The sequence below is a fragment of the Piscinibacter sp. XHJ-5 genome (assembly GCF_029855045.1).
Classification (GTDB): Bacteria; Pseudomonadota; Gammaproteobacteria; order Burkholderiales; family Burkholderiaceae_C; genus Albitalea.
On the sequence record NZ_CP123228.1, the window covers coordinates 4,274,616 to 4,298,719 of the forward strand.

General features: G+C 69.8%; 22 protein-coding genes and 1 pseudogene. 7 read left to right on the forward strand and 16 right to left on the reverse strand.

The window, feature by feature from the left end; genetic code table 11:
- The first annotated feature begins 70 nt into the window (after positions 1-70).
- From P7V53_RS20175 to P7V53_RS20205, 7 genes are all read left to right on the forward strand, one after another.
- Positions 71-1,066 carry an ABC transporter ATP-binding protein gene (locus P7V53_RS20175; protein ID WP_280151301.1) on the forward strand — a complete coding sequence of 332 codons (996 nt, stop codon included), beginning with the start codon at positions 71-73 and terminating at the stop codon, positions 1,064-1,066.
- A gap of 58 nt (positions 1,067-1,124) precedes the next feature.
- Positions 1,125-2,414, forward strand: a complete 1,290-nt coding sequence (locus P7V53_RS20180; RefSeq protein ID WP_280151302.1) for a PotD/PotF family extracellular solute-binding protein — start codon at positions 1,125-1,127, stop codon at positions 2,412-2,414.
- 267 nt (positions 2,415-2,681) lie between these two features.
- Positions 2,682-3,392, forward strand: coding sequence for a hypothetical protein (locus tag P7V53_RS20185; RefSeq protein ID WP_280151303.1), 711 nt, complete (start codon positions 2,682-2,684; stop codon positions 3,390-3,392).
- A gap of 1 nt (position 3,393) precedes the next feature.
- Positions 3,394-4,338, forward strand: coding sequence for an ABC transporter permease (locus P7V53_RS20190; RefSeq protein ID WP_280151304.1), 945 nt, complete (start codon positions 3,394-3,396; stop codon positions 4,336-4,338).
- A complete protein-coding gene (locus P7V53_RS20195) occupies positions 4,338-5,219 on the forward strand; it encodes an ABC transporter permease subunit (RefSeq protein WP_280151305.1) in 882 nt (293 codons plus the stop codon). The genes P7V53_RS20190 and P7V53_RS20195 overlap by 1 nt, the downstream gene beginning before the upstream one ends.
- A gap of 13 nt (positions 5,220-5,232) precedes the next feature.
- Entirely contained in the window at positions 5,233-5,958 is a 726-nt protein-coding gene (locus tag P7V53_RS20200; protein WP_280151306.1) for an aspartate/glutamate racemase family protein, read from the forward strand.
- Between the two features lie 23 nt (positions 5,959-5,981).
- A complete protein-coding gene (locus P7V53_RS20205; RefSeq protein ID WP_280151307.1) occupies positions 5,982-6,689 on the forward strand; it encodes a GntR family transcriptional regulator in 708 nt (235 codons plus the stop codon).
- Between the two features lie 52 nt (positions 6,690-6,741).
- On the opposite strand, the gene ftsH is transcribed toward P7V53_RS20205, so the two are convergent.
- The 16 genes and pseudogenes from ftsH to P7V53_RS20285 form a co-directional block, all read right to left on the reverse strand.
- Positions 6,742-8,721 carry an ATP-dependent zinc metalloprotease FtsH gene (gene ftsH, locus P7V53_RS20210; RefSeq protein WP_280151308.1) on the reverse strand — a complete coding sequence of 660 codons (1,980 nt, stop codon included), beginning with the start codon at positions 8,719-8,721 and terminating at the stop codon, positions 6,742-6,744.
- A gap of 45 nt (positions 8,722-8,766) precedes the next feature.
- A complete protein-coding gene (locus P7V53_RS20215; RefSeq protein WP_280151309.1) occupies positions 8,767-9,132 on the reverse strand; it encodes a VOC family protein in 366 nt (121 codons plus the stop codon).
- A gap of 22 nt (positions 9,133-9,154) precedes the next feature.
- Positions 9,155-10,627, reverse strand: coding sequence for an SRPBCC family protein (locus P7V53_RS20220; RefSeq protein WP_280151310.1), 1,473 nt, complete (start codon positions 10,625-10,627; stop codon positions 9,155-9,157).
- 55 nt (positions 10,628-10,682) lie between these two features.
- Positions 10,683-11,120 (reverse strand): SRPBCC family protein, encoded by a 438-nt coding sequence (locus tag P7V53_RS20225; protein WP_280151311.1) that lies wholly within the window; start codon positions 11,118-11,120, stop codon positions 10,683-10,685.
- 4 nt (positions 11,121-11,124) lie between these two features.
- On the reverse strand, positions 11,125-12,816 hold the full coding sequence (locus P7V53_RS20230; RefSeq protein ID WP_280151312.1) for a flotillin domain-containing protein: 1,692 nt from the start codon (positions 12,814-12,816) through the stop codon (positions 11,125-11,127).
- A complete protein-coding gene (locus P7V53_RS20235) occupies positions 12,813-13,658 on the reverse strand; it encodes a phosphoenolpyruvate hydrolase family protein (RefSeq protein WP_280151313.1) in 846 nt (281 codons plus the stop codon). Before P7V53_RS20235 ends, P7V53_RS20230 begins: the two co-directional genes overlap by 4 nt.
- A gap of 65 nt (positions 13,659-13,723) precedes the next feature.
- A complete protein-coding gene (locus P7V53_RS20240; protein WP_280156564.1) occupies positions 13,724-14,977 on the reverse strand; it encodes a Tm-1-like ATP-binding domain-containing protein in 1,254 nt (417 codons plus the stop codon).
- 462 nt (positions 14,978-15,439) lie between these two features.
- Positions 15,440-15,943 (reverse strand): annotated as a pseudogene (locus tag P7V53_RS20245) (ATP-binding cassette domain-containing protein); the annotation flags it as partial.
- Entirely contained in the window at positions 15,943-16,812 is an 870-nt protein-coding gene (locus tag P7V53_RS20250; RefSeq protein ID WP_280151314.1) for an ABC transporter ATP-binding protein, read from the reverse strand. The gene P7V53_RS20250 and the pseudogene P7V53_RS20245, both read right to left, overlap by 1 nt.
- Positions 16,809-18,062: an ABC transporter substrate-binding protein gene (locus tag P7V53_RS20255; protein ID WP_280151315.1), complete on the reverse strand. Its 1,254-nt coding sequence runs from the start codon at positions 18,060-18,062 to the stop codon at positions 16,809-16,811. The genes P7V53_RS20250 and P7V53_RS20255 overlap by 4 nt, the downstream gene beginning before the upstream one ends.
- Positions 18,059-19,198 carry a branched-chain amino acid ABC transporter permease gene (locus P7V53_RS20260; protein ID WP_280151316.1) on the reverse strand — a complete coding sequence of 380 codons (1,140 nt, stop codon included), beginning with the start codon at positions 19,196-19,198 and terminating at the stop codon, positions 18,059-18,061. Before P7V53_RS20260 ends, P7V53_RS20255 begins: the two co-directional genes overlap by 4 nt.
- The gene (locus tag P7V53_RS20265; RefSeq protein WP_280151317.1) at positions 19,195-19,452 is read right to left on the reverse strand and encodes a hypothetical protein; all 258 of its coding nucleotides are present in this window, start codon (positions 19,450-19,452) and stop codon (positions 19,195-19,197) included. Before P7V53_RS20265 ends, P7V53_RS20260 begins: the two co-directional genes overlap by 4 nt.
- A complete protein-coding gene (locus P7V53_RS20270) occupies positions 19,449-20,396 on the reverse strand; it encodes a branched-chain amino acid ABC transporter permease (protein ID WP_280151318.1) in 948 nt (315 codons plus the stop codon). The genes P7V53_RS20265 and P7V53_RS20270 overlap by 4 nt, the downstream gene beginning before the upstream one ends.
- A 306-nt stretch (positions 20,397-20,702) precedes the next feature.
- Entirely contained in the window at positions 20,703-21,998 is a 1,296-nt protein-coding gene (locus P7V53_RS20275) for an amidohydrolase family protein (RefSeq protein ID WP_280151319.1), read from the reverse strand.
- The gene (locus P7V53_RS20280) at positions 21,995-23,287 is read right to left on the reverse strand and encodes an amidohydrolase family protein (protein WP_280151320.1); all 1,293 of its coding nucleotides are present in this window, start codon (positions 23,285-23,287) and stop codon (positions 21,995-21,997) included. The genes P7V53_RS20275 and P7V53_RS20280 overlap by 4 nt, the downstream gene beginning before the upstream one ends.
- A 26-nt stretch (positions 23,288-23,313) precedes the next feature.
- A complete protein-coding gene (locus P7V53_RS20285; RefSeq protein ID WP_280151321.1) occupies positions 23,314-24,102 on the reverse strand; it encodes an alpha/beta hydrolase in 789 nt (262 codons plus the stop codon).
- Positions 24,103-24,104 lie beyond the last annotated feature (2 nt).

Genomic DNA, 24,104 nt, shown 5'->3' on the forward strand with positions numbered 1-24,104 from the left:
ATCTGTCGTCGTTTTGTCGACAATCCTGGTGACATGATTGGCACGGCGGTTGCTGGCATCGGCGCTCAGCATGCCCAGCGCCGACCTCGAACTCATCCACGTCGTCAAGCACTACGGCGCCACCACGGCGGTCGATCGCGTCGACCTGAGGGTGCCCGCCGGCCGCTACTGCTGCCTGCTCGGGCCTTCGGGCTGCGGCAAGACCAGCATCCTGCGCATGATCGCCGGCCATGAGCAGGTGAGCGAAGGCGACATCCTGCTGGGCAGGCTCAACATCACCGACCTGCCCACCGCCCAGCGCGGCACGGCGATGATGTTCCAGAGCTATGCGCTGTTCCCTCACCTCAGCGCCCTCGACAACGTCGCTTTCGCCCTGCGCATGCGCGGCGTCCCGCGCGAGGAGCGGCATCGGCGCGCGCTTGCGCTGCTGGAGCGCGTGTCGCTCGCGGCGCTGGCGCACCGCAAGCCCGCCGAGCTGTCCGGCGGCCAGCAGCAGCGTGTCGCACTGGCACGGGCGCTGATCAACGAGCCCAAGCTGCTGCTGCTCGACGAGCCGCTGTCGGCGCTGGATCCGTTCCTGCGGGTGCGCATGCGCGCCGAGCTCAAGGAATGGCAGAAGAAGCTGTCGATGAGCTTCGTGCATGTCACGCACTCCCAGGAGGAAGCGATGGCGCTGGCCGACGTGGTGGTGGTGATGAACCACGGCCGCATCGAGCAGCAGGGCACGCCGCACGAGGTGTTCGACGCGCCGCGCACCGAGTTCGTCGCGCGCTTCATCGGGGGCCACAACGTCATCGCGGGCGCCGACGGCGACCTCATCGCCGTGCGCACCGACCGGACCGTTCTCAGCCGCCAGCCGCTGCCGGCCGCCGGCAACGTGATTCCGGCCATGGTGCGCAGCGTCGAATACCAGGGCACGCATGTGCTGATCGCGCTGGCCAGCGAGACGGTGCCGGAGCTCAGCGTGATGCTGCCCGAGGCCCAGTTCCATGCCGCGCCATGGCAGCCCGGCGACAGCGCCTGCGCGCACTGGGCGCCGCACGACGTTCACCGGCTGGCCGCGTGACATCCGCCCATCGAGCGCCGCGTGCGGCGCAAGAGAACCCCACCCCCAGGAGAAGACCATGAGCGAGCAAGACACCAAGTCCCCCGAGTCGGACATTCCCTGCGCCGCGCTGCCGCGCCGCACCGTGCTCAAGGGCACGGCCGGCATCCTCGCCGCGGGCCTGTTTCCGGCCGTGCACGCGCAGGAGAAGATCGTGCTGCGCTACCTCGGCACCGCGGTCAACCAGGACAAGGCGATCGCCGAGCGCTTCAAGGCCGACACGGGCATCGAGATCCAGTACGTGGCAGTCAACACCGACGAGGTCACCAAGCGCATCGTCACCTCGCCCAGCAGCTTCGACCTCGCCGACACCGAGTACTTCTCGCTTCCCAAGGTGGTGCCCACCGGCAACCTGAAGGGCATAGACGCCAAGCGCATCAAGAACGTCGACAAGATCACGCCGCTGTTCACCCGAGGCGAAGTCGGCGGCAGGAAGGTGGGCGACCAGGGCACCGCGCCGAAGAAGGTGATCTACCTGCAGGGCGAGAAGTCGAAGGCCTTCGCCCAGCAGCCGACGCAGTGGATGTCGCTGATCCCCACGGTCTACAACGCCGACACGCTGGGCATCCGGCCCGACCTCGTCAAGCGCCCCATCGAGAGCTGGAAGGACCTGCTCTCGCCGGAGTTCAAGGGCAAGGCCTCCATCCTCAACATCCCGTCGATCGGCATCATGGATGCGGCGATGGTGGTGGAGGCGCTCGGCCTGTACAAATACCCCGACAAGGGCAACATGACGAAGAAGGAGATCGACCTCACCATCAAGACGCTCATCGAGGCCAAGAAGGCCGGCCAGTTCCGCAGCTTGTGGAAGGACTTCAACGAGAGCGTCAACCTGATGGCTTCGGGCGAGGTGGTGATCCAGTCGATGTGGTCGCCGGCCGTGACCGCCGTGCGTTCCAAGGGCGTGCCTTGCGTGTACCAGCCGCTGAAGGAGGGCTATCGCGCGTGGGCGGCAGGCTTCGGGCTGCCGGCCACGCTGACGGGCCGCAAGCTCGACGGCGCGTACGAGTTCATCAACTGGTTCCTCGACGGCTGGGCCGGCGCCTACCTGAACCGGCAGGGCTACTACAGCGCGGTGCTCGAGACGGCCAAGGCCAAGATGGAGCCGTACGAATGGGCGTACTGGATGGAAGGCAAGCCGGCGGAGAAGGACATCAAGTCGCCGAGCGGGCAGGTGCTCGAGAAGGCCGGCACGGTGCGTGACGGAGGCTCCTACGAGCAGCGCATGGGGGGCATCGCCTGCTGGAACGCGACGATGGATGAGAACGCGTACCTGGTGCAGAAGTGGAACGAGTTCGTGGCGGCTTGATGGACCATCCGCGGCCGGATCCGCGGGCGCCGCTCGAGAGCATCCCAGGCCGTGGCGACCGGCCCGGCGTTTCCGAAGAAGCACCGGCCTGCGTTCGGGCTGAGCCTGTCGATCCGCATGCAGCTTCGATAAGCTCAGCCGGAAAGGTCGAGCGGTGCGGGGCTGCCCTTCGACAAGCTCAGGGCGAACGGTATGCGGAGGGAGCAGTTTCGTTTCTCAGTCAGGAGTCCGTTCGGGCTGAGCCTGTCGAAGCTGCACGCGATCCGCATGCAGGTTCGCCAAGCTCGGCCGGAAACGTCGTGCCGTGCGAGGCTGCCCTTCGACAAGCTCAGGGCGAACGGTATGCGGAGGGAGCAGTTTCGTTTCTCAGTCAGGAGTCCGTTCGGGCTGAGCCTGTCGAAGCTGCACGTGATCGGCATGCAGGTTCGCCAAGCTCGGCCGGAAACGTCGTGCCGTGCGAGGCTGCCCTTCGACAAGCTCAGGGCGAACGGAATGCGGAGGCAGCAGTTTCGTTTCTCAGTCAGGAGTCCGTTCGGGCTGAGCCTGTCGAAGCTGCACGTGATCGGCATGCAGGTTCGCCAAGCTCGGCCGGAAACGTCGTGCCGTGCAAGGCTGCCCTTCGACAAGCTCAGGGCGAACGGAATGCGGAGGCAGCAGTTTCGTTTCTCAGTCAGAAGTCCGTTCGGGCTGAGCCTGTCGAAGCTGCACGCGATCCGCATGCAGGTTCGCCAAGCTCGGCCGGAAACGTCGTGCCGTGCGAGGCTGCCCTTCGACAAGCTCAGGGCGAACGGAATGCGGAGGCAGCAGTTTCGTTTCTCAGTCAGGAGTCCGTTCGGGCTGAGCCTGTCGAAGCTGCACGCGATCCGCATGCAGGTTCGCCAAGCTCGGCCGGAAAGGTCGTGCCGTGCGGCGCTGCCCTTCGACAAGCTCAGGGCGAACGGCATCGCTCTCAGAAGGTCGCGGGCGTGGAGCGGTTGAGATGAATGCACCAGGCCTCAGCGACGCGCTGTCGGCAGCAGAGCCGGTCGTCGCAGCCCGGCCGCGCCCCGCGCGTCGCGACGCCGGAGTGCCGGCCTGGCTGCAGGCCCTGCCCTTCGCGGCCGTCTTCGTCTTCTTCTTCATCGCGCCTCTGGTGCTCGTGGCGGCGGTGAGCCTGTGGCCGACCAGCGACTATGCGCTGGTGCCGGGCTTCACCTTCGACAACTACGCGACGATCTTTGCCGGCTGCGGCAATCTGGCCGATCCGTGCGTGACCCTGAAGACCTATGCGTCCACGCTGCGCTTCTCGCTGACGGCGTGGGCGATCACGCTGGTGCTGGGCTTCACGATCGCCTACTTCCTGGCCTTCCACGTTCGCTCGGTGGCGATGCAGACGCTGCTGTTCGTGGTGTGCACGATTCCGTTCTGGACCTCCAACGTGATCCGCATGATCTCGTGGCTGCCGCTGCTGGGCCGCAATGGCCTGGTGAACCAGGCCATGCTCGGCGCGGGCCTGGTGGACCAGCCGGTCGAGTGGCTGCTGTTCTCCCAGTTCTCGGTGGTGCTGACATTCGTCCACCTCAACACGATGTTCATGCTGGTGCCCATCTTCAACTCGATGATGCGCATCGACCGCTCGCTGCTCGAAGCCGCGGAGGACGCGGGCGCCACCGCCTGGCAGACGCTGTGGCACGTGATCGTGCCGCTGTCGCGCACCGGCGTGCTGATCGGCTCGATCTTCGTCATCACGCTCGTGATGGGCGACTTCGTCACCGTCGGCGTCATGGGCGGCCAGCAGATCGCGTCGGTCGGCAAGATCATCCAGGTGCAGACCTCGTACCTGCAGTTCCCGCTGGCCGCGGCCAACGCGGTGGTGCTGCTGGCCGTGGTGCTGCTGATCATCGTGGCGCTCAACCGCCTGGTCGACCTGCGCAAGGAGCTCTGATGAAACGCGAACCGCGCCGTCCGGGCTTCTGGCCGCTGGCCTGCGTCTTCGCCGGCTTCGTGCTGTTTCTCTACGGGCCGGTGATCACCATCTTCGTGCTGAGCTTCCAGGGTCCCGAAGGCGGGCTCACCTTCCCGATGCGCGGCCTGTCCACCCACTGGTATGCCGAGCTGGGCAAGGGCCTCGGCGTGGTCGACATCGGCGCGGCGCTGCGGCGCTCGTTCTCGCTCGGCGCCGTGGTGATGCTGCTCACCGTGCTGCTGTCGCTGTCGGCGGGGCTGGCGTTCCGCAAGCGCCTGCCCGGCGGCAACGCGCTGTTCTACGTGACCGTGGCCAGCCTCATCATGCCGTCCATCATCGTGTCGCTGGGCATCGCGTTGCAGTTCCGCCTGCTCGATGCAGCGCTGAAGTGGCTGCTCGAGGCGGTCGGCGCCGGCTCGATGCTCGAGGGCTACACCACTTCGCTCGGCCTGTACACCTCGGGGCTGGGCGCGCATCTCTCCTGGACGCTGCCGTTCGGACTGCTCATCATGTTCGCGGTGTTCAACCGCTTCAACCCGGCCTACGAGGAGGCCGCGCGCGACCAGGGCGCGACGCCATGGCAGAGCTTGCGCCACGTCGTGCTTCCTCTGATCGCGCCGTCGGTGGTCGGCATCGGCATGTTCGGCTTCACGCTGAGCTGGGACGAGATCTCGCGCTCGTCGCAGGCCGTGGGCGAGCTCAACACCCTGCCGCTGGAGCTGCAGGGGCTCACCACCACCGTGACCACGCCCGCCATCTATGCGCTGGGCACGCTGACGACCGGCGTGTCGCTCGCGGTCGTCACCGCCGCGCTGATCGCGGTGGCCGCACTGCGCCGGCGTCGCGCCGCGCCGCGCTGAGGCGCCTTCCCCGATGCGGCTGCTGATCGTCAATCCCAATACCTCTTCGGCCACGACGGCCTTGCTGCAACGGCATGTGGCCGGCGCGGCCGGAGCGCACGTGATGGTGGAGGCCACCACGGCTCGCTTCGGCGCCAGCTACATCGCGGACGAGACGAGCTACGCGGTCGCTGCGCATGCGGCGCTCGACGCCTACGCCGTGCACGCCGAAGCCCATGGCGAGCCCGACGCGGTGCTGCTCGCCTGCTTCGGCGATCCCGGGGTGGAGGCCCTGCGCCAGCTCTCGCGGCGGCCGGTGATCGGGCTCGCCGAGGCGTCGATGCGCGAAGCGACGGGCTTGGGCATGTTCGCTGTCGTCACCGGTGGCAGAGCCTGGGGGCCGATGCTGGAGCGGATCGCGCGCAGCTGGGGATTCGGCGGCGCGCTGGCACGCGTGCACACGGTCGAGCCGTCGGGCGCCGAGCTGGCCGCCGACGTGGATGCCGCGGCGTCGCTGCTCGGTGCGGCCTGCCGTGAGGCGGCCGTCGGCGTCCAGGCGGTGATCCTCGGCGGGGCGGCCCTGGCCGGACTGGCAGGGCGCATCGAGCGCAGCGCCAGCGTTGCGCTCATCGACAGCGTGGCGGCGGGGACCCGGGCCATCGTGCGCATGGCACGAGCCGATGATCGGCAGATGCGGACGACGCGCGCGGCGGCGGCGTGGACGGGCGTGTCCGATGCGTTGTCGCGGCGCTTGGGGTGACGTGGCGGCAGACAATCCATCGCATGCCGGCACACCAGAAATCCATCCCTCCGCCCACCAGCGGCCTCGTCGTCCGCAGCGCCATCTACGACCGCATCGTGCAGGCGGTGATGGAGCACCGCCTGCCGCCGGGGACCAAGCTGGTGGAGGACCGGCTGGCCGAGCTGTTCGACACCAGCCGCGCGCAAGTGCGCGACGTGCTGGCACGGCTGGCCGACGAAGGCGTGGTCACCACCATTCCCAACCGCGGCGCCTTCATCGCCTCGCCGTCGCCGGACGAGACCCGCGAGGTGTTCGAGGCGCGCCGCCTCATCGAGCCGGCGCTGGTGCGCCGCCTGATCGCGCGCCGCGACGCCGACGCAGTGGCCCGGCTGCGCGCCGCGGTCCGTGAGGAACAGCTTGCACGCGCCCGGCAGGACCGGCCGGCCATGGTGCGGCTGTCGGCCGAGTTCCACGTGCGCCTGGCCGAATACGCCGGCAACCGCATGCTCGAGCGCAGCATGCGTGCGCTGGCCTCCTTGAGCTGCCTGGCGATATTCCTGTACGACGCGCCGCATGCCACGGCCTGCCGCGAGGACGAACACGAGCTGCTGCTGGCCGCCATCGAGCGCCGCCGCGCCGAGCGCGCAGCTGCGCTGATGGTGGAGCACCTGGATCACATCGAAGGCTCGCTCGATCTGCGGCCGCAGCGCGATGCACCGGTGGATCTGGCGGCGGCGCTGAAGATGTAGCCCTCACCCCTGCCCCTCTCCCGCCTGCGGCAGAGGGCCAGGGTGAGGGCCCCTACGACACCGCCCGCAAGGGCTGATTCGCCAGTGCCGGCGCGGGCGGCAACCCCGTCACCTCGAGGATCTCCTGCTCGCCCAGCGTCTCGCGCTCGAGCAGGGCGCGCACCAGCGCGTCGAGAGAGCGGCGATGCTCGTTCAGCAGGCGCTTGGCCTCTTCGTGGCTCTCGTGCAGGATGCGGTGCACCTCGGCGTCGATGACGCGGGCCGTGTCCTCGCTGAAGGGCTTCGCGCCCGCGTAGGCGCCGCCGATGCCGAGATAGGGGTTGTCGCGCGGCGCGAGCTCGACCATGCCCAGCTCGTCGCTCATGCCCCAGCGCGTGACCATGTTGCGCGCGAGCTGCGTGGCCTGCTCGATGTCGTTCTCGGCGCCGGTGGTCCTGGTGCCGTACACCACCTCCTCGGCCGCGCGCCCGCCCAGCATGCCGACGATGCGCGCCCGCAGGTAGGCCTCGGGGTAGTTGTAGCGGTCGGTCTGCGGTCGCTGGTAGGTGACGCCCAGCGCCTGCCCGCGCGGCACGATGGTCACGCGGTGCACCGGGTCGGCGCCCGGCATCACCAGTCCCAGGATGGCATGGCCGCTCTCGTGATAGGCGATGCGCTCGCGGTCCTCGCGGGTCAGCAGCAGCGGGCGCTCCGGACCGAGCACGATCTTCTCCAGCGCATCGAGGAAGTCCTTGTGATGCACCTCGTTGCGCTCGCGGCGCGCGGCCAGCAGCGCCGCCTCGTTCACCAGGTTCTTCAGGTCCGCCCCCGACAGGCCCGGCGTGGCCGACGCCAGCTCGCCCAGGTCGACCTCATGCGCCAGCGGCACCTTGCGCGTGTGCACCCGCAGGATGGCTTCGCGGCCGACGCGGTCCGGCAGGTTCACCACCACGCGCCGATCGAAGCGGCCGGGACGCAGCAGCGCGCGGTCCAGCACGTCGGGCTGGTTGGTCGCCGCCAGCACGATGATGCCCTCGCGCCCCGAGAAGCCATCCATCTCGGTGAGGATCTGGTTCAGCGTCTGCTCCTGCTCGCCGACGCCGCCGATGGACGTCGGTCCGCGCGCACGCCCGATCGAATCGATCTCGTCGATGAAGATGATCGCCGGCGCGTTCTCGCGCGCCTGCTTGAAGAGGTCGCGCACTCTCGCCGCGCCGACCCCGACGATCATCTCGACGAACTCCGCCGCGCTCATCGAGAAGAACGGCACGCCCGCTTCGCCCGCCACCGCCTTCGCGAGCAAGGTCTTGCCGGTGCCCGGCGCCCCGATCAACAGCACGCCCTTCGGCGCGGTGCCGCCCAGGCGCGTGTACTTCTGCGGGTCCTTCAGGAAGTCGACGACCTCGACCAGCTCGTTCTCGGCTTCGTCGATGCCGGCCACGTCGGCGAAGGTGACGCGGTTCTCGGCGTCCTGGTCGTAGCGGCGCGCCTTGCTCTTGCCGATGCCCATCAGCCCGCCGCCGAGCCCGCCACCCTGCTGCGCGCGGCGGTACAGCCAGACGTAGAAGGCGATCAGCAGCAGCGCCGGGCCGAAGCCGAGGAAGAAGTTGCCCCAGCCTCCGCCGGTGCGGATGGGCACGGCGCTGATCTCCACGCCGTGGTCGATGAGGAAGGTCTCCAGGCCTTCGTCGACGAAGGCCGGCAGCGTGGTGGTGAAGGTGTCATGCGGCCGCGGCGCCTGCGCCGGCGCACTGGCGCGCGCCGCGCGCGGCGGCACGCTGCTGCCTTCGGGCGGCGGCCAGGGGATCGCCGAGACGAAGCTTCCCTCGATGCTCACGCCCTGGCTGTAGATCGACTTCACGTTGCGCTTGGCCACCTGCTCCTTGAACACGGTGTAGGGCACGGTCGCCGGCGCGTCGGGGTCGGGGAACAGCAGGCGCATCACCAGGTAGTTGGCCAGCAGCAGCGCGATGAAGGTCCACCACGCGCGGCGCGGCGGCACCTTGGCGGGCTGCTTGTCCTTGCCCTGGGTCAAACGGGTCCACCAGTTCATGCGCAGATTCGGCAATCGGCATTCCCGGCCACCACCACACCCTCGTCAAAGACTCTCCGACGCATCGAAATCCAGCTCGACCTTCGCCCCGTTCGGATCGAAGCAGAAGAGCTGCCAGGTGCCCGCCCCGGCCTGCCGGCGCAGGTCGTACTTGACCCCTTGCTCGTCGAAGCGCGCCTTCACGTCCTTCAGGCCCTGCGCGGTGAACGCCATGTGGTCGATGACCCCGGCCCGCTGCGGCGGCACCGGCCGGTCGAAGTACACGTGCAGCAGCGCCTGCGGTCCGCCGGCGTAGAGCCAGGCGCCGGGAAAGCCGAGGTCGGGCCGATGGCCGACCGTCATGCCCAGCAGGCCGACGTAGAAAGCGAGCGTCCGGTCCGCGTCCTCCGCGATGACGGTGAAATGGTTCATGCCGACGATCATCCAGGCCTCCTCAAGCGATCAGGACCAGGGCCCCGATGGTGGCACGCGATTCGAGCCGCGCGTGGGCAAGGCCTGCCGCATCGAGCGGGAATCGCGACAGCGGCGGCGGGTCCAGCGTGCCGTCGGCGAGCGCCTGCCACACCCGCTGGGCGCGCTCGGCCAGTGCGGCCTGCGTGGCCACGTGATGGAACACCGCGGGGCGAGAGAACGTCGCCGACTTCTGCACCAGCATGTCGGGCGAGATGGGCGACAGGGCGCCGCTCGCCTGGCCCAGGCTGACCCAGTGCCCGCAGGCGGCGAGCGCGGCGAAGTTCTCCTCGCGCGCCGCCTCGCCGAGACCGTCGACGATCAGGTCCGCACCGTCGAACTGCCGCTGCACCGCCTCGGCGAATCGGTACTCGCGCGTGACGATGACATGCCCGCAGCCGTGCTCGCGCGCCACGCGCGCCTTCTCCTCGCTGGACACCGTGCCGATCACAATGGCGCCCAGCTTGCGCGCCCAGCTGCACACGAGCAGGCCCACGCCGCCGGCAGCCGCATGCACCAGCACACGCATGCCGGGGCGCACGTGCCCCAGGTCGCGCAGCACGATGTCCGCCGTGATGCCCTTGAGCAGCAGCGCCGCCGCCGTCTCGTCGTCGATGCCTGTCGGCAGCCGCACGACCCACTCCGCGGGCACCGTGCGCACGCTGCAGTACGCCCCGGGCGCCGGCCCGAGATAGGCCACGCGATCACCGGGCAGCAGCGTGCCGGCGCCCTCTCCCACGTCGATCACCGTGCCGGCCGCTTCCATGCCGGGCACGCCGGGCGACGCGGACGACACCGGCAGCATGGTCGGGATCCACCCGCGGCGCAGGTACACATCGATGAAGTTGACGCCGATCGCCCGCTGGCCGATGCGCACTTCGCCTGCCCGGGGCGGCGGCGCTTCGCCGTCGGCGGCCTCAAGCTGCTCGCTGCCGCCGTAGGCATGCAGGCGCACCTGCCGCGATGGCAGCGGCCGCCCCCCGGCGTCAGCCGCGCCGCGTCCGCGCAGATCGCCCGCCTGCTGCAGGTGGCGTCTCAGGTTCTCGAAGCCCGCTTCGTAGACGCCGCTGGCCACCATCTCGCGCAGCTCACGCTCGCGCCCCGGCGGTGTGGCGAAGGTCGATTCCCAGTGCCAGAAGGTGCGGTTGCCGTCAGTCACGGGCTTCAACGTGACGGTGGCCACGTAGCGCTGCAGCGGCACCGTCGCCTCGACGATGCAGTAGGTCGAGCGGTGCTCGGTGTCCGACAGCGCCAGCAGCTGCTCGCGGATGCGGTTGCCGTCCTTCAGCGTGAAGCTGCGCACGCAGCCGACCCGATCGCTGCCCTCGCCGCCCTCGATGCGGCTGTGGTCGACGACCTCGTGCCACTGGTCGTGGCTGTTGAAGTCGCGCAGCACCGCCCAGACGCGCTCGATGGGCGCGTCGATGACGGTGGAGCGGGTTACCCGTTGAAGCAAGACAGATCCAGACCACAGAGACCGAACGCCCCGAAGGCGCGAGAGATGGGCGAGCTCACCGCCGGAAATGCCGCTTCAGCGCATCGAAGCCCACCTGGAACACGCCCTGCCCGATCAGCTCGGTCAGCTCGCGTTCGCGGCCCTCGGCACAGTCGAACTCGGCGCTCCACTCGGCGAAGGTGCGCGCGCCGTCGGTGACGGGCGTCAGCTTCAGCGTCGCGATGTACTGGTCGACGCCCATCGGGCTGTCGAGGATCGAGTACGTGCACGCATAGTCGTAGTCCGACAGGGCCAGCAGCCTCTCGCGGATCTGCCCGCCGTCGCGGGTGTGGAAGCGCCGCACGCAGCCGACGCGGTCGGCGGCGTCGTCGCCTTCGATGCGGCTGTCGGCGATGCCCGGGTGCCATTGCGGCAAGCCGTTGAAGTCGCGCACCCGCGACCAGACCGCCTGGGCGTCGGCGTCGATCACGCTGGAGACGTAGACCTGCACCATCGCCTCATTCCTTCTTCGCCGTCGGCGACGACGGCAGCGCCGCCGGGCCGCCGGCCGCCCCGCCGGCCAGGCGGTTGATGTCGCCCGCATCGAGCCCGATCTCGCGCAGCAGCTGGTCGACGATGGGCGCCTGCGCGCGGAAGCGCAGCGCCGAGTTGACGATGCTGTCGGAGAAGCCGGCGCCGTGGGTGTCGCCGTTTGCATGGCCGCCGCCGGCCAGTCCGTCGACGTGCAGGATCTTGATGCCCTCGATGCGCTCCATCGGCCGCACCGCCTCGCGGATGATGGCTTCGGCCTTCTCGACCAGCCGCAGGCGCAGCGCCGAGGCCCGCGCCTCCGGCGTCAGCACGTTGTGCGCCTCGTTCATCATGCGCAGGGCCTCGGCCTCGATCTCGGCGCGCACGCGCAGCGCCAGCGCCTTGATCTTCTCGGCATCGGCATCGGCTTCGGCCTGGGCCCGGATCGCCGCGCCGCGGTCGGCGCTCGCGCTCTTCTCGGCGGCGGCGGCATGCGTGAGCCGCAGCGCCTCGCGCTCGGCCGCCTGCGCGGCGCCGATCAGCTCGATCTGCTTGCGGCGCTCGGCCGTCTCGACCTCGCGCGCGGTGAACACCTTCTCCTCGGCCGCCACCGCCATGGCCCGAGCCTCGTCGGCCGCGGCCTGCGCCTCGCTCTGCGCCTTGCTCTCCTGCGCCACCGCGATCGCCCGCTGCTGCTCGGCCAGCTCCAGCGCCTGCCGCCGCTCGATCTCGGCGGCCTGCAGCGTGCGCTCCTTGAGGATGCGCTCCTGCTCGACCGACTGCTCCGAGCGGATGCGCGCGGCCTCGATGGTCTGGCGCGCCGCGATCTGCGCGCCTTCAGCGTCCTGCTCGCGACGCGCGCGCTCGGTGACGAGCTCGGCCTTCTGGCGGGCGCGCGCAACCTCGACTTCGCGCTGCTGCGTCAGGCGGGCGTACTCGCTCTCGCGGTCGATGTCCAGCGAGAGCTTCTCGGCCTCGAGGTTCTTGTTGCGGATCGCGATGAGGGTGTCCTGCTCGACGTCGTTGCGCTGCTTCTTGCGGTGCTCGATCTGCTCGGTGAGCCGCGTCAGGCCCTCGGCGTCGAAGGCGTTGCTCGGGTTGAAGAACTCCATGCCGGTCTGGTCCAGCTGCGTCAGCGACGCCGCTTCCAGCTCCAGGCCGTTCTTCGTCAGGTCGCCGGCGACCGCCTCGCGCACGCGCCGCACATAGGCGCCGCGCTGCTCGTGCAGCTGCTCCATGGTCATCTCGGCGGCCGCGGTGCGCAGCGCGTCGACGAACTTGCCTTCGACGAGCTCCTTCAGCTGCTCCGGCTCCAGCGTGCGCTGGCCGAGCGTCTGCGCCGCCGCCGCCACCGCGTCGGGCGCCGCTGCCACGCGCACGTAGAACTCCGCGATCACGTCGACGCGCATGCGGTCCTTGGTGATCAGCGCCTTGTCGCGCCCGCGCGCCACCTCGAGGCGAAGCGTGTTCATGTTCACCGGGATCACCTCGTGCACGATGGGCAGCACGAAGGCGCCGCCGTCGAGCACGACCTTCTGGCCGCCGAGCCCGGTGCGGACGAAAGCGCGCTCCTTGCTGGAGCGCAGGTACAGCCAGTGCAGCAGCCACACGCCGATCGCCACGACGATGGCGACGACGATCAGGCCGAGGAGGAAGGTGCCGAATTGAGCGCCTGTCATGGTGCGTCTCCTTGTCTCGTGATCTGCATGAAGCGGCGCGTCGTCTCGGTCAGCGCCGCCTCGCTGGGCAGCCGCTCCATCGAGCTCGCGCCGTAGAAGCCGTGGCAGCCGGGGCAGTGGGCCAGGATGTGGCGCGCGTCGTCGGGCGTCGCGATCGGGCCGCCGTGGCACAGCACGATCACGTCGGGGCGTACCGCCTTCGCGGCCGCCGCCCAGGCGTTGATCGGCTCGACGCAGTCGGCCAGCGTGAGCGCCGTGCCGGCGCCGATGGTGCCGCCGGTGGTGAGGCCGAGGTGGCACACCACGATGTCGGCCCCTGCCGTCGCCATGGCGCGCGCGTCGGCCTCGCTGAAGACGTACGGCGTGGTCAGCAGGCCCATCGCGTGCGCGCGGCCGATCAGCTCGACCTCGAGGCCGTAGCCCATGCCGGTCTCTTCGAGGTTCGCGCGGAAGGTGCCGTCGATGAGCCCGACGGTGGGGAAGTTCTGGATGCCCGAGAAGCCGAGGCCGATCAGCTCGCGCAGAAACGTCTCGGTCAGCATGAAGGGGTCGGTGCCGTTGACGCCGGCCAGCACCGGCGTGTGCCTGACCACCGGCAGCACCTCGCGCGCCATCTCGACCACGATCTGGTTGGCGTTGCCGTACGCGAGCAGCCCGGCCAGCGATCCGCGCCCGGCCATGCGGTAGCGGCCGGAGTTGTAGATGACGATGAGGTCGATGCCGCCGGCCTCCTCGCATTTGGCCGACAGCCCGGTGCCGGCGCCGCCGCCGACGATGGGCTCGCCCTTCGCGATCTTGGCGCGCAGCTTGTCGAGGACGGCTTGGCGAGCGATGCGGGGCATGGCTTGTTGCTCCTAGCCTGGCGTTGGCGAACAAACGCGGGAGAGGGGTGGAGGCGAGGACGTCGTCATCGCGCGCCTCCCATCCTCGATGCAACCGGCGACGTCACCTCGCCCCATGCCGCCACCAGCGCATCCGCAAATGCCTCGTCGTTGATGTGCAGCGGCAAGCGCAGCAGCCGCCGATCGCCAGCGGCACGAAACTGCTGCTCGATGGTCGTGAACAGCACGCGGTCGGCCTCGGGGTCGTGAAACGGCTGGTCCGGCTTGTCGATGGCCGACACGCCGCCTTCGGGAATCAGGAAGCGCACCGGACCGCTCATGGCATTGAGCTTGCCCGCGATGAACTCGCCGATGCGACGGCATTCCTGCGGCGTGGTGCGCATCAGCGTCACCGTGGGGTTGTGCCGGTACAGCCGCCGCGACCGGAAGCGCTCCGGCACCGTGTCCCAGGCGCCGAAGTTGACCATGTCGAGCGCGCCGCACGAGCCGACGTACGGCAGCGCGTGGCGCGCGAACACGTCCATCCGCCCCGGCCCGGCGGAGAGCACGCCGCCGACGATCTCGTCGGCCACTTCGGTGGTCGTCACGTCGATCACGCCGGCCAGCAGGCCCGAGTCGGCCAGCTTCTCCATCGACTGCCCGCCGACGCCGGTGGCGTGGAACACCAGGCAGTCGTGGCTGTCGGCCAGGCGCTTGGTCACCGCCTGCACGCACGCGGTCGTCACGCCGAACATCGTGAGGCCCAGCGCCGGCTTGGACTCGCTTGCCTGAGGCGCCGGGTGGGCGATCATGCCGGCCAGCGCGTGGGCCGCGTTGGCGAGCACCTTCTCGCTGATGCGATTGATGCCCTGCACGTCGGTCACCGAGTACATCATGCAGATGTCGCTCGGCCCCACGTAGGGCCGCGTGTCGCCCGAGGCCATGGTCGACACCATCACCTTGGGACAGCCCACCGGCAGCGCCCGCATCGCCTGCGTGGCCAGCGTGGTGCCGCCCGAGCCGCCGGCGGAGATGATCCCGCCGAGGTCGCGTCGGGTGCGGATGAAGTGCTCGAAGGCGATCGCCATCGCGCTGACGGCGAGCCCGCGGTCGTCGCCGAACACGGCGCGCTCGCCCTCGGGATGGTGGCGCGCCACCTCGCGTGCCGGCACGCTCGCGGGCGACGGCTTGCCCGAGGTCGCGAGGTCGACGGTGACGACCCGCAGGCCGAGCTTCTCCAGGCACTGGCGCAGGTAGAACAGCTCGCGGCCCTTGGTGTCGAAGGTGCCGGCGACGTAGGCGGCGCGCGTGGTGCTTGCGGAGACGGGAAAGTCGAGCACCTGCGCCGTCGGCGGCTGCGACACCGTCGGCGCGCCGGTCGAGGCAATGCCGGCCGGCGGCGCGGCAGTCGCCGCGTCGCTCCATCGGGTGAGACCCTGCAAGCGGCGCGGCGCAGGCGAATCCATCGTGGGCGCATCCTGCGCATGCGCGCGCCGCACGGTGAGCACCTGCACCGTGTCGTCGGGAGCCGGCGGCGCTTCGTCCTGCCGCTCCTCGTCGCCGTTCTGGTGCACGCCCAGCAGCCTTTCCTGCAGGCCGCGATCGGCCGCAAGCTCGCGCGCCGACATCTCGCGCGCGATGCGGCCGTTGACCATCACGCCGATGCGGTCGGCCACGTCGATGGCCACGCCCAGGTTCTGCTCGATCAGCAGCACCGCGATCTCGCCGTCGCTGCCGAGCTGCCGCAGCGAGGCCTCGACCTGCTCGACGATGACCGGCGCGAGACCTTCGGTCGGCTCGTCCATCACCAGCAGCCGCGGCTCCAGCAGCAACGCACGACCGATGGCGAGCATCTGCTGCTCGCCGCCGGAGAGCTGCGCACCCCCGTGGCCGCGGCGCTCCGCCAGCCGGGGAAACATTGCATAGATGCGCTCGATGTCGCGCTTGTGCCGTGCCACCAGACGCAGCGTCTCGTCGACGCTCAGCGAGGCCCACACGCGACGCCCCTGCGGCACGTAGGCGATGCCGCGGCGGGTGATCCGGTCGGGCGCCAGGCCGAGGATTTCCTCGCCGGCGAGCCGCACGCTGCCGGTCGCCCTCACCAGCCCGGTGATGGCGTTGCACAGGGTCGTCTTGCCCATGCCGTTGCGTCCGACGATCGCCGTGATGCCGCGCGCTATCGCGAACGAGACGCCCTGCAGCGCGTGCGCGCGGCCGTAGAACACATCGAGGCCCGCGACCGCGAGCACCGGGCCCGGCGGCGCGGACGCCCGCGTCGGCTCACGGCGATCGTTCCATCGCGCCATCAGTGCCGGCCCCCCATGTAGATCGCCTGCACCTGCGCGTCGTTCTCAATCTCGCCCGGCGTGCCTTCCTTCAGCACGCGGCCGTTGTGCATGACCGTGACGCGCTGCACGACGCGCAATGCGATGTCGAGGTCGTGCTCGATCAGCACGAAGCTCATGTGCGCCGGCAGCGATGCGAGCAAGGCGACCAGCTCGCGCCGCTCGCCCGGCGAAAGTCCCGCCGCCGGCTCGTCGAACAGGATCAGCCGGGGCGCGCCGGCCAGCGCCATGCCGATCTCGAGCTGGCGCTGCTGGCCGTGCGAGAGCGTCGCCACCGGCTCGTTCGCCACCGTCGTGAGCCGCGTGCGCTCCAGCAGATCGTCGGTCGCCACCTGCGACGCGTGTCGCGCGCGCGGGCGCCACGCGCTGAAGCGGCCGCTCGACACGCCGCGCACCGCCAGGAACAGGTTGTCGCGCACCGAGAGATCCCGAAACAGCAGCGAGGACTGGTAGGTGCGCCGCAACCCCTTGCGGATGCGCTCGTACGGCGGCAGCTCGGTCACGTCCTCGCCGAAGAAGTGGATGCGCCCCCCGGTCGGCGGAAAGTCCCCGGTGATGGCGTTGAACAGCGTCGTCTTGCCCGCCCCGTTGGCCCCGAGAATCGCGCGCTTCTCGCCTGCAGCCACCGTCAGCGACACATCATCGACCGCGCGCAAGGCACCGAACAGACGCGACACCCCCGACAGCACCAACGCATCGCTCGACGCCAGCGGCGAAGGCGCACCAGCGCCCCGCCGCCCCTCGAGCGGCCGCCGTGGATCCGGCTTCGCCGGTCCACCAGCGGCGCCCCCCTGGGGGGGAGCGCCGTAAGGCGCTCCGGCGGGGGTCATGGACATGCGGGGACGTCGCGCGAGCCGATCTGGAACTCCTCCTTCTTCATCCCGAGCAGCTGGTCCACGTTGTCGACCTTGCGGACCACCTTGTTGAACAGGTTCCCCTGCGCGTCCTTCACCACCTCGGTGACGAACGTCGTGCCGATGGCCTGGCGGTTGGCGTCGAGCTTGACGTCGCCGGTCGGCGTCTTCAGCGTCATCTTGGCGAGCGCCTCGCGGTACTTCGCCTGTCCGCCGGAGAGGTCGCCCTTCACCGCATCGAGCCCATCGAGCGCCGCCTTCATGTTCTGGTAGTAGACGTAGGCGAACAGCGACGGGCTGGGGAAGCCTCCGGACTCGACGGGGTAGTTCTTCTTGTAGTCGGCGACGAAGGCCTTCCACTCGGCGCCGTCGTAGGCGTCGGCCACCGGGCCGGCCGACAAGGTGCCCACCAGCGAATCGCGGCGCTTGCCCTTGTAGTTGAGGATGTCCTGGCTCACGGTGATCGAGCCGCCGAGGATGGGCTTGTCGCCGCCTGCCGACTCGTACTGGGTGAGGAAATTCACCGCATCGGCGCCGCCCAGCACGACCAGCAGCGCATCGACGTCCTTGGGCACCTTGGCAATCACCGACGAATAGTCCTTGCCGCCCAGCGGCACCCAGGCCTTGGCGGGAACCTTGCCGCCCAGTCGGCAGTACTCGGCCATGAAGCCCTGCACCTGCGAATACGGGAACGCGTAGTCCTCGGCGATCACCATCACGCGCTTGTAGCCCTTGTCGAGCGCCGCCTTGCCCAGGCCCACCATCCATTGCGCGCCTTCGGTGTTGAAGCGGAAGAAGTTGGGCGCCGGGTTCTGCAGCGTGGTCGCCTGCGCGCCGGACGAGCCGTTGATGAAGGTGGTGTTGGGCTGCGTCTTCGCGTAGTCCTTCACCGCGATGCCCTCCGAGCCCGACAGCGGACCGACCATGATGTCGACCTTGTCCTGCTCGACCAGCTTGCGCGTGGCGTTGACGGCGACGTCCGGCTTCGCATCCGAGGACGCCTTGATGATCTCGATCTTGCGGCCCGCCACCGTGCCGCCGCGCTGCTTGACGGCCAGCTCGGCGCCCCGCATGCCGTCGGCGCCGCCCGCGGCGAACGGCCCTTCCAGCGTCGCGAGCAGGCCGATCTTCACCGGCGGTTGCTGCGCCCATGCCGCACCGGCGACTGCGCCGGCGACCGCCGCGCCGATCAGGGAGCGCACAAAAGTCCGTTTCGTCACTCTCACGGTTGTCTCCTTCGGTTGTTGTCCCGATGCAATGGGCGCATCGCGGAGGGAGCCCGTCCCGCGAGCAGCCGCGCCCGCAGGCGCGACCACAGGCCGAGCAGGCCGTCGGGGGAAAACAGCACGATGGCGAGGAACACGCCGCCGATCACGAGGTTGAAGCGCTCGCGGTCGATGAGGTCGATCGCGAAGGTCTGCAGCAGCACGAAGGCGATGGCGCCGAGGAAGGGCCCGATCGGATGCCGCATGCCGCCGAGCACGGCGATGACGAGGATGTTGATCAGCCACGAGGTGCTGACCGAGCCGGGCGTGATGAGTCCGTTGTACCAGACCATCAGCACGCCGCCGACCGCGGCGACGAATCCGGCCACCGCATGCGCGGCCACGCGGTGCGCGACGACGTTGTAGCCCAGCGCGTTCATCCGCCTGGGGTTGTCGCGTATGCCCTGCAGCGCGATGCCGAACGGCGTGCGCACGAGGTGCTTGACGAAGAAGTAGCCGGCCAGGGCGCAGAACAGCGTGAGCCCGTAGAACGGCAGCGGCGCGCGCCAGTCCAGGCCCGCCACGACGGGCGGCACGACACGCTGGAAGCCCTGGAAGCCGTTGAAGATGTCGTAGTTCTGCAGCGCGAGGTAGTAGAACGCGACGCCGATGGCCAACGTGATCATGATCGTGTAGATGCCCTCGGTGCGCGCCGACAGCCAGCCGATCAGCACCGCGACGCCGGTGGGAATCGCGAGCGCGAAAGGCAGCACCACCCACCACGGCCAGCCCAGGCTCAGCGCCGTGCCGCTGCTGCCGAGAATGGCGAGCGTGTAGCCGGCGATGCCGGCCACCGTCATCTGCGCCAGCGAGACCATGCCGCCATAGCCGCCGAGAAAGGTCAGCGACAGCGCGATGAGTCCGAGCGCGAGGGCCTGCGCGCCGATCTGGAAGGTGACGAAAGGCGAGGCGATGAAGGGAAAGAGGACGACGAAGGCGGCGACGATCGCGTGGCGGGGGCGGATGAGGCGCAGCCAGCGCAGCGGCTGGAGGTCGGGCCGCGCCTCCTCGCGGGTCGTCTTCGGCCCGGACGGGAGCCGGCGCACCGCGGCAGTGGCGCCGGAGTTCATGGCGCGGCGCCATTGGGCGGCGCTCATGAGGCGGTCTCCATCGTGCCGTCATGGCGATCGTTCGGACGCCCGCCGCTCGGGCTGAGCTTGTCGAAGCCCCCACCGTTCGGGCTGAGCTTGTCGAAGCCCCCACCGTTCGGGCTGAGCTTGTCGAAGCCCCCACCGCTCGGGCTGAGCTTGTCGAAGCCCCCCCCGTTCGGGCTGAGCTTGTCGAAGCCCAGCTCGCCATCCACCCAGCCCTTCGACAAGCTCAGGGCGAACGGAGCCCGATCCCCGCTCATCCCGCCCTCCCCATGATCCCCCGTGGCCGAAAGGCCAGCACCAGGATGAGGATCACGAACGTGAACACCACGCTGTACGTCGGCGCATAAGCCAACCCGTAGGTCTCGGCCAATCCCAGGATCGCCGCACCGATCGCCGCCCCGACCACGCTGCCCATGCCGCCGACGATCACGACGATCAGCGACGCGAGCAGCAGCCGCGTGTCCTCCCCCGGCACCAGCGAGAGCTCCACCGCGCCGATCACCCCGCCCAGCCCCGCGAGCCCGGCGCCGAGTGCGAAGGTGATCGCGAAGACGAGGTTCACATCGACCCCTGCCGCTGCCAGCATCGCGCGGTCGTCGACTCCGGCGCGGATCATCATTCCCACGCGCGTGCGGTTGAGCAGCAGCCACAGCCCCACGCCGATCGCCACGCCCATCGCCAGCAGGCTGAGGCGGAACGCCGAGTACGCGTTGATGACCGGAATGCCGCGCAGGGGTCCGCGCAGCGCCTCGGGGGCTTCGAGCTGGTGCACCTGGCCGGTGAACATCCACAGCAGTACGTCCGCGATGACGATCGACAGTCCGATCGTGACCATGGTCTGGCGCAGGTCCTGGTTCTGCATGTGCCGCAGGATGAGCACCTGCATCAGCAGGCCGGCAAGCGCGGCGACGGCGAAGCCGGCGGCGACCGCGAGCAGCCACCACCCGGTGCGCTCGGCGACGATGAAGCCGACGTACCCGCCCAGCAGGTACAGCGAGCCGTGCGCGAGATTGACATTGCGCATCAGCCCGAACACCAGCGTGAACCCGCTCGCGACGATGAAGTACAGCGATGCGAGCGTGAGCCCGTTCAGCAGCGTGACGAGGTACAGCCGGGTGTTGTCGACGATCGCCCAGATCGAGAATGCCGCGATGGGTCCGCCCACCAGCACCCACAGCGCAAACTTCTGGCGACTTGTCATTCGACACCCCTGCGCGCTGCGCGCTCCGGGATGACCGCTTCGGGGCGGCCGTGCGCGGTCATTCGACACCCCTGCGCGCTGCGCGCTCCGGGATGACCGCTTCGCGGCGGCCGTGCGCGGTCATTCGACACCCCTGCGCGCTGCGCGCTCCGGGATGACCGCTTCGCGGCGGCCGTGCGCGGTCATTCGACACCCCTGCGCGCTGCGCGCTCCGGGATGACCGCTTCGCGGCGGCCGTGCGCGGTCATTCGACACCCCTGCGCGCTGCGCGCTCCGGGATGACCGCTTCGCGGCGGCCGTGCGCGGTCATGCCGCCCTTCCGTACGCCGCCGCCACGCTGCGCTCGCTCGCGATCTCGGGCGCCTTGGCGAAGCGGCCGTCCTTCATCACCGCGAGCAGGCGCTTCGGGTCGCGCAGGATGGCCAGGTTGGCCAGCGGATCGCCGTCGACCAGCAGCAGGTCGGCGAGAAAGCCTTCCTTCACCAGGCCGAGCTCGTGGGCGCGCATCATGATCTGCCCGCCGTACAGCGTGGCGCTGCGGATGGCCTCCATCGGCGTGAAGCCGAGGTAGCGCACGAAGAACTCCAGGTCGCGAGCGTTCTGGCCGTGCGGCGTGAAGGCAAAGCCGTAGTCGCCGCCGGGCAGCACGCGTACACCGCGCTTGTGCATGGCGCGCAGCGACTCCAGCGCCGCGTCCCACTCCGTCTGGTAGCCCATCGCCACCGCCTTGTCGTGGGTGATGCCCCACGGCTCGGCCTCGTGCAGCATCGCGTGGAGGATGGCGATGCCCGGCGCGACGAAGACGCGGTCGCGCGCGGCCTCCAGCATGTCCAGCGTCTCCTCGTCGGTGAAGCTGGCGTGGTAGATGACGTCGATGCCGTGGCGCAGCGCCTGCTTCACCGAGGCCGCCGAGCGCGCGTGCGCCGTGCCCCGCTTGCCGCGCATGCGCACCTCCTCCATCGCGGCGGCCACCTCGGCATCGGTCATCCACGCGGTGTCGGCAGGCGCATCCGGAACGAAGTTGTCGCCCGAGAGATTGAGCTTGATCGAATCGACGCCGTACTTCAGGAACATGCGCACGACCTTGCGCATCTCGTCCGCGCAGTTCACGTTGACGCCGAAGCTGAATTCGGGAAAGGGCAGGTGCGGCAGCGTCTCGTCGCCGAGCCCGCCGGGCACGGTGATCTCCTGGCTCGCCGCGAGGTAGCGGGGGCCCGGGATCTGGCCGGCGTTGATCGCGTTGCGGATCACCACGTCCAGCCGGGGCTTGGCGCAGGCCGCGCCGACGCACGAGGTCCAGCCCGCTTCGAGGTAGCGCTTGGCAACCTTGGCGCACCACAGCACGTGCTCTTCCAGCGGCATGGTCTGGATGCCGGCCAGCGTGGCGGCATCGTTCCAGGAGAAGTGCGTGTGGGCCTCGCACATGCCGGGCATCAGCGTCGCGCCGGCGCCGTCGATGACGGTCGCCCCGTTGGTGGGAAAGGCCGAGGTGGAGCGACCCAGGGCCGCGATGCGGTTGCCCTGCACGAGCACGCTGCCGCTGTAGGGCATCTGGCCGGAGCCGTCGAGGATCCGGACGTTGGTGAAGAGAACACTGTTCATGCCGCCCACCTCGTCATCGTGCGCGCCGACCGCATCGGCGGCGCGCGGTAGAACTCGCCGTCCTTCATCACCGCGAGGATCCGGGCCTTGTCCTGCAGCACCGTGATGTCCGCCAGCGGATCGCCGTCGACCAGCAGCAAGTCGGCCAGGCAGCCTTCGCGCACCTGCCCCAGCACGTCGCCCATGCGCATCATCGGCGCGCCCCAGGCCGTGGCCGACAGCAGCGCCTCCATCGGGCTCATGCCGACGTACTTGACGAAGTACTCGAGGTCCTTCGCGTTGGTGCCGTGCGGCGTCCAGGCGAAGCCGTAGTCGCCGCCGGGCAGGATGCGGATGCCGCGCCGGCGCATCGACTTCATCGACTCGACGGCCGCCTCGAGCTCGCGGTGATAGCCCATCTTGCGCGTGACCTCCGGCGTGAGGCCCCACGCGCTCGCGTTGTGGCAGGTGTTGATGAGCCAGGCCAGGCCCGGCGCGATGAAGTGCTCGGACTTGTGCGCCTCCAGCAGGTCGAGCGCCTCGGTGTCGGTGAAGCTCGCGTGGTAGATGACCTCGATGCCGTGCTTCACGCACTGCTTGATCGACCAGCAAGAGCGCGCGTGCGCGGCCACGCGCTTGCCCCAGGCCTTGGCCTCCTCGACGCAGGTGGCGATCTCGGCCTCGGTGAACTGGCTCATCTCGCTGGCCATGCCGGTGATCGACTCGCCCGACAGGTTGATCTTCAGCGAGTCGACGCCGTACTTGCAGAACATGCGCACGCAGCGGCGCATCTCCTCGCAGCCGCTGACGACCGCGCCGAAGGCGAACTCCGGCTGCGGCAGGTGCGGCTGCGTGGTGTCGCCCAGACCCCCGGGCACGGTGATCTCCTGGCTAGCGGCGAGGTAGCGCGGGCCGACGATGGTGCCGTCGTTGATCGCGTTGCGGATCACCACGTCGAGCCGCGGCTTGGCGCACGCCGCGCCGACGCAGGAGGTCCAGCCCATGTCGAGATAGCGCTGCGCGACCTGCGCGCACCAGAGGATGTGCTCCTCCGGCGGCATGCGCTGGATCGCGTCGAGGCTCGGCTGGTCGTTCCACGAGAAATGCGTGTGCGCCTCCACCATGCCGGGCATGAGGAATGCGCCGGCCGCATCGACGACGGCCGCGCCCTGCACCGGCAGGCTGCGCGCGCCGTAGCCGGTGCGGACGACGCGCGCGATGCGGTGTCCCTGCACGAGCACGTCGCCGGTGTACGGTGCGTCGCCCGAGCCGTCGAAGATGCGGGCGTGGGTGAACAGGACGTCGGCCATGTCGCTCTCCGGTGGATGGAACGCACTCAGCGCTGCGCCGCGAGGAAGTCGCGCAGTTCGCGGGCGCACTCTTCGCTGCGCTCCAAGGGCGTCCAGTGGCCGCAGCGATGCAGCACCACGACGCGTGCGCGCTTCATGCGCTCTGCCATCACACGCACCGCCTGCGGCGGCGCGACGATGTCCTCGTCGCCGGTGACCAGCAGCGCCTGCACCTCGATGCGCTCGACGGGCGCCGGCGGCGCCTCGGCCAGCGCTTCGCACGAGCGCGCGTAGCCGGCGGGGTCCTGTCGCATCAGGCTCTCGCGCACGAAGGCGGCGGCCACCGGCTGGCGCGTGCGCGTGTCGGCGGAGGTGGCGGCCTGGACCAGCGCGAGCGCGATCTCGTGCATGCCGCTGGCGCCTTCGTCGCGCGCCTTGATGCCGCGGCTGCGGATGGCCGTGCGGGCGGCGTCGGCAGGCGCCATCAACGGCCCGAACAGCGCCAGGCTGCGCACCAGCGCAGGCTGCATCGTCGCCAGGTGCTGGCACACGATGGTGCCCATCGAATGCGCGACGAAGTGCGCCCGCGCGATGCCCAGCCGCGAGCACACCGTCTGCACCGCCTCGGCCATGCGCTGGATCGACAGCGGACCGGGCATCGCGGCGTGCGAGCGGCCGCTGCCGGGCAGGTCCGGGCGCACGACGCGAAAGCGCGACAGCGCGCCCATCAGCGGCGTGAAGGTGTTCGACGTGCCGCCCAGCCCGTGCACGCAGATCACCGCGTCGCCGTCGCCCTCGTCCTCGACGGCCAGCTTGTCGATGAGCTGCAGTGCCATGG

What these genes read in the sequence shown, in the direction of transcription:
- P7V53_RS20265 (WP_280151317.1), bottom strand. Translation starts at nt 19,452, where the DNA reads ATGAGCGGGGATCGGGCTCCGTTCGCCCTGAGCTTGTCGAAGGGCTGG.
- P7V53_RS20270 (WP_280151318.1), bottom strand. Translation starts at nt 20,396, where the DNA reads ATGACAAGTCGCCAGAAGTTTGCGCTGTGGGTGCTGGTGGGCGGACCC.
- P7V53_RS20225 (WP_280151311.1), bottom strand. Translation starts at nt 11,120, where the DNA reads ATGGTGCAGGTCTACGTCTCCAGCGTGATCGACGCCGACGCCCAGGCG.
- ftsH (WP_280151308.1), bottom strand. Translation starts at nt 8,721, where the DNA reads ATGAACTGGTGGACCCGTTTGACCCAGGGCAAGGACAAGCAGCCCGCC.
- P7V53_RS20190 (WP_280151304.1), top strand. Translation starts at nt 3,394, where the DNA reads ATGAATGCACCAGGCCTCAGCGACGCGCTGTCGGCAGCAGAGCCGGTC.
- P7V53_RS20180 (WP_280151302.1), top strand. Translation starts at nt 1,125, where the DNA reads ATGAGCGAGCAAGACACCAAGTCCCCCGAGTCGGACATTCCCTGCGCC.
- P7V53_RS20230 (WP_280151312.1), bottom strand. Translation starts at nt 12,816, where the DNA reads ATGACAGGCGCTCAATTCGGCACCTTCCTCCTCGGCCTGATCGTCGTC.
- P7V53_RS20275 (WP_280151319.1), bottom strand. Translation starts at nt 21,998, where the DNA reads ATGAACAGTGTTCTCTTCACCAACGTCCGGATCCTCGACGGCTCCGGC.
- P7V53_RS20195 (WP_280151305.1), top strand. Translation starts at nt 4,338, where the DNA reads ATGAAACGCGAACCGCGCCGTCCGGGCTTCTGGCCGCTGGCCTGCGTC.
- P7V53_RS20235 (WP_280151313.1), bottom strand. Translation starts at nt 13,658, where the DNA reads ATGCCCCGCATCGCTCGCCAAGCCGTCCTCGACAAGCTGCGCGCCAAG.
- P7V53_RS20280 (WP_280151320.1), bottom strand. Translation starts at nt 23,287, where the DNA reads ATGGCCGACGTCCTGTTCACCCACGCCCGCATCTTCGACGGCTCGGGC.
- P7V53_RS20260 (WP_280151316.1), bottom strand. Translation starts at nt 19,198, where the DNA reads ATGAGCGCCGCCCAATGGCGCCGCGCCATGAACTCCGGCGCCACTGCC.
- P7V53_RS20185 (WP_280151303.1), top strand. Translation starts at nt 2,682, where the DNA reads ATGCAGGTTCGCCAAGCTCGGCCGGAAACGTCGTGCCGTGCGAGGCTG.
- P7V53_RS20215 (WP_280151309.1), bottom strand. Translation starts at nt 9,132, where the DNA reads ATGAACCATTTCACCGTCATCGCGGAGGACGCGGACCGGACGCTCGCT.
- P7V53_RS20285 (WP_280151321.1), bottom strand. Translation starts at nt 24,102, where the DNA reads ATGGCACTGCAGCTCATCGACAAGCTGGCCGTCGAGGACGAGGGCGAC.
- P7V53_RS20200 (WP_280151306.1), top strand. Translation starts at nt 5,233, where the DNA reads ATGCGGCTGCTGATCGTCAATCCCAATACCTCTTCGGCCACGACGGCC.
- P7V53_RS20205 (WP_280151307.1), top strand. Translation starts at nt 5,982, where the DNA reads ATGCCGGCACACCAGAAATCCATCCCTCCGCCCACCAGCGGCCTCGTC.
- P7V53_RS20250 (WP_280151314.1), bottom strand. Translation starts at nt 16,812, where the DNA reads ATGACCCCCGCCGGAGCGCCTTACGGCGCTCCCCCCCAGGGGGGCGCC.
- P7V53_RS20175 (WP_280151301.1), top strand. Translation starts at nt 71, where the DNA reads ATGCCCAGCGCCGACCTCGAACTCATCCACGTCGTCAAGCACTACGGC.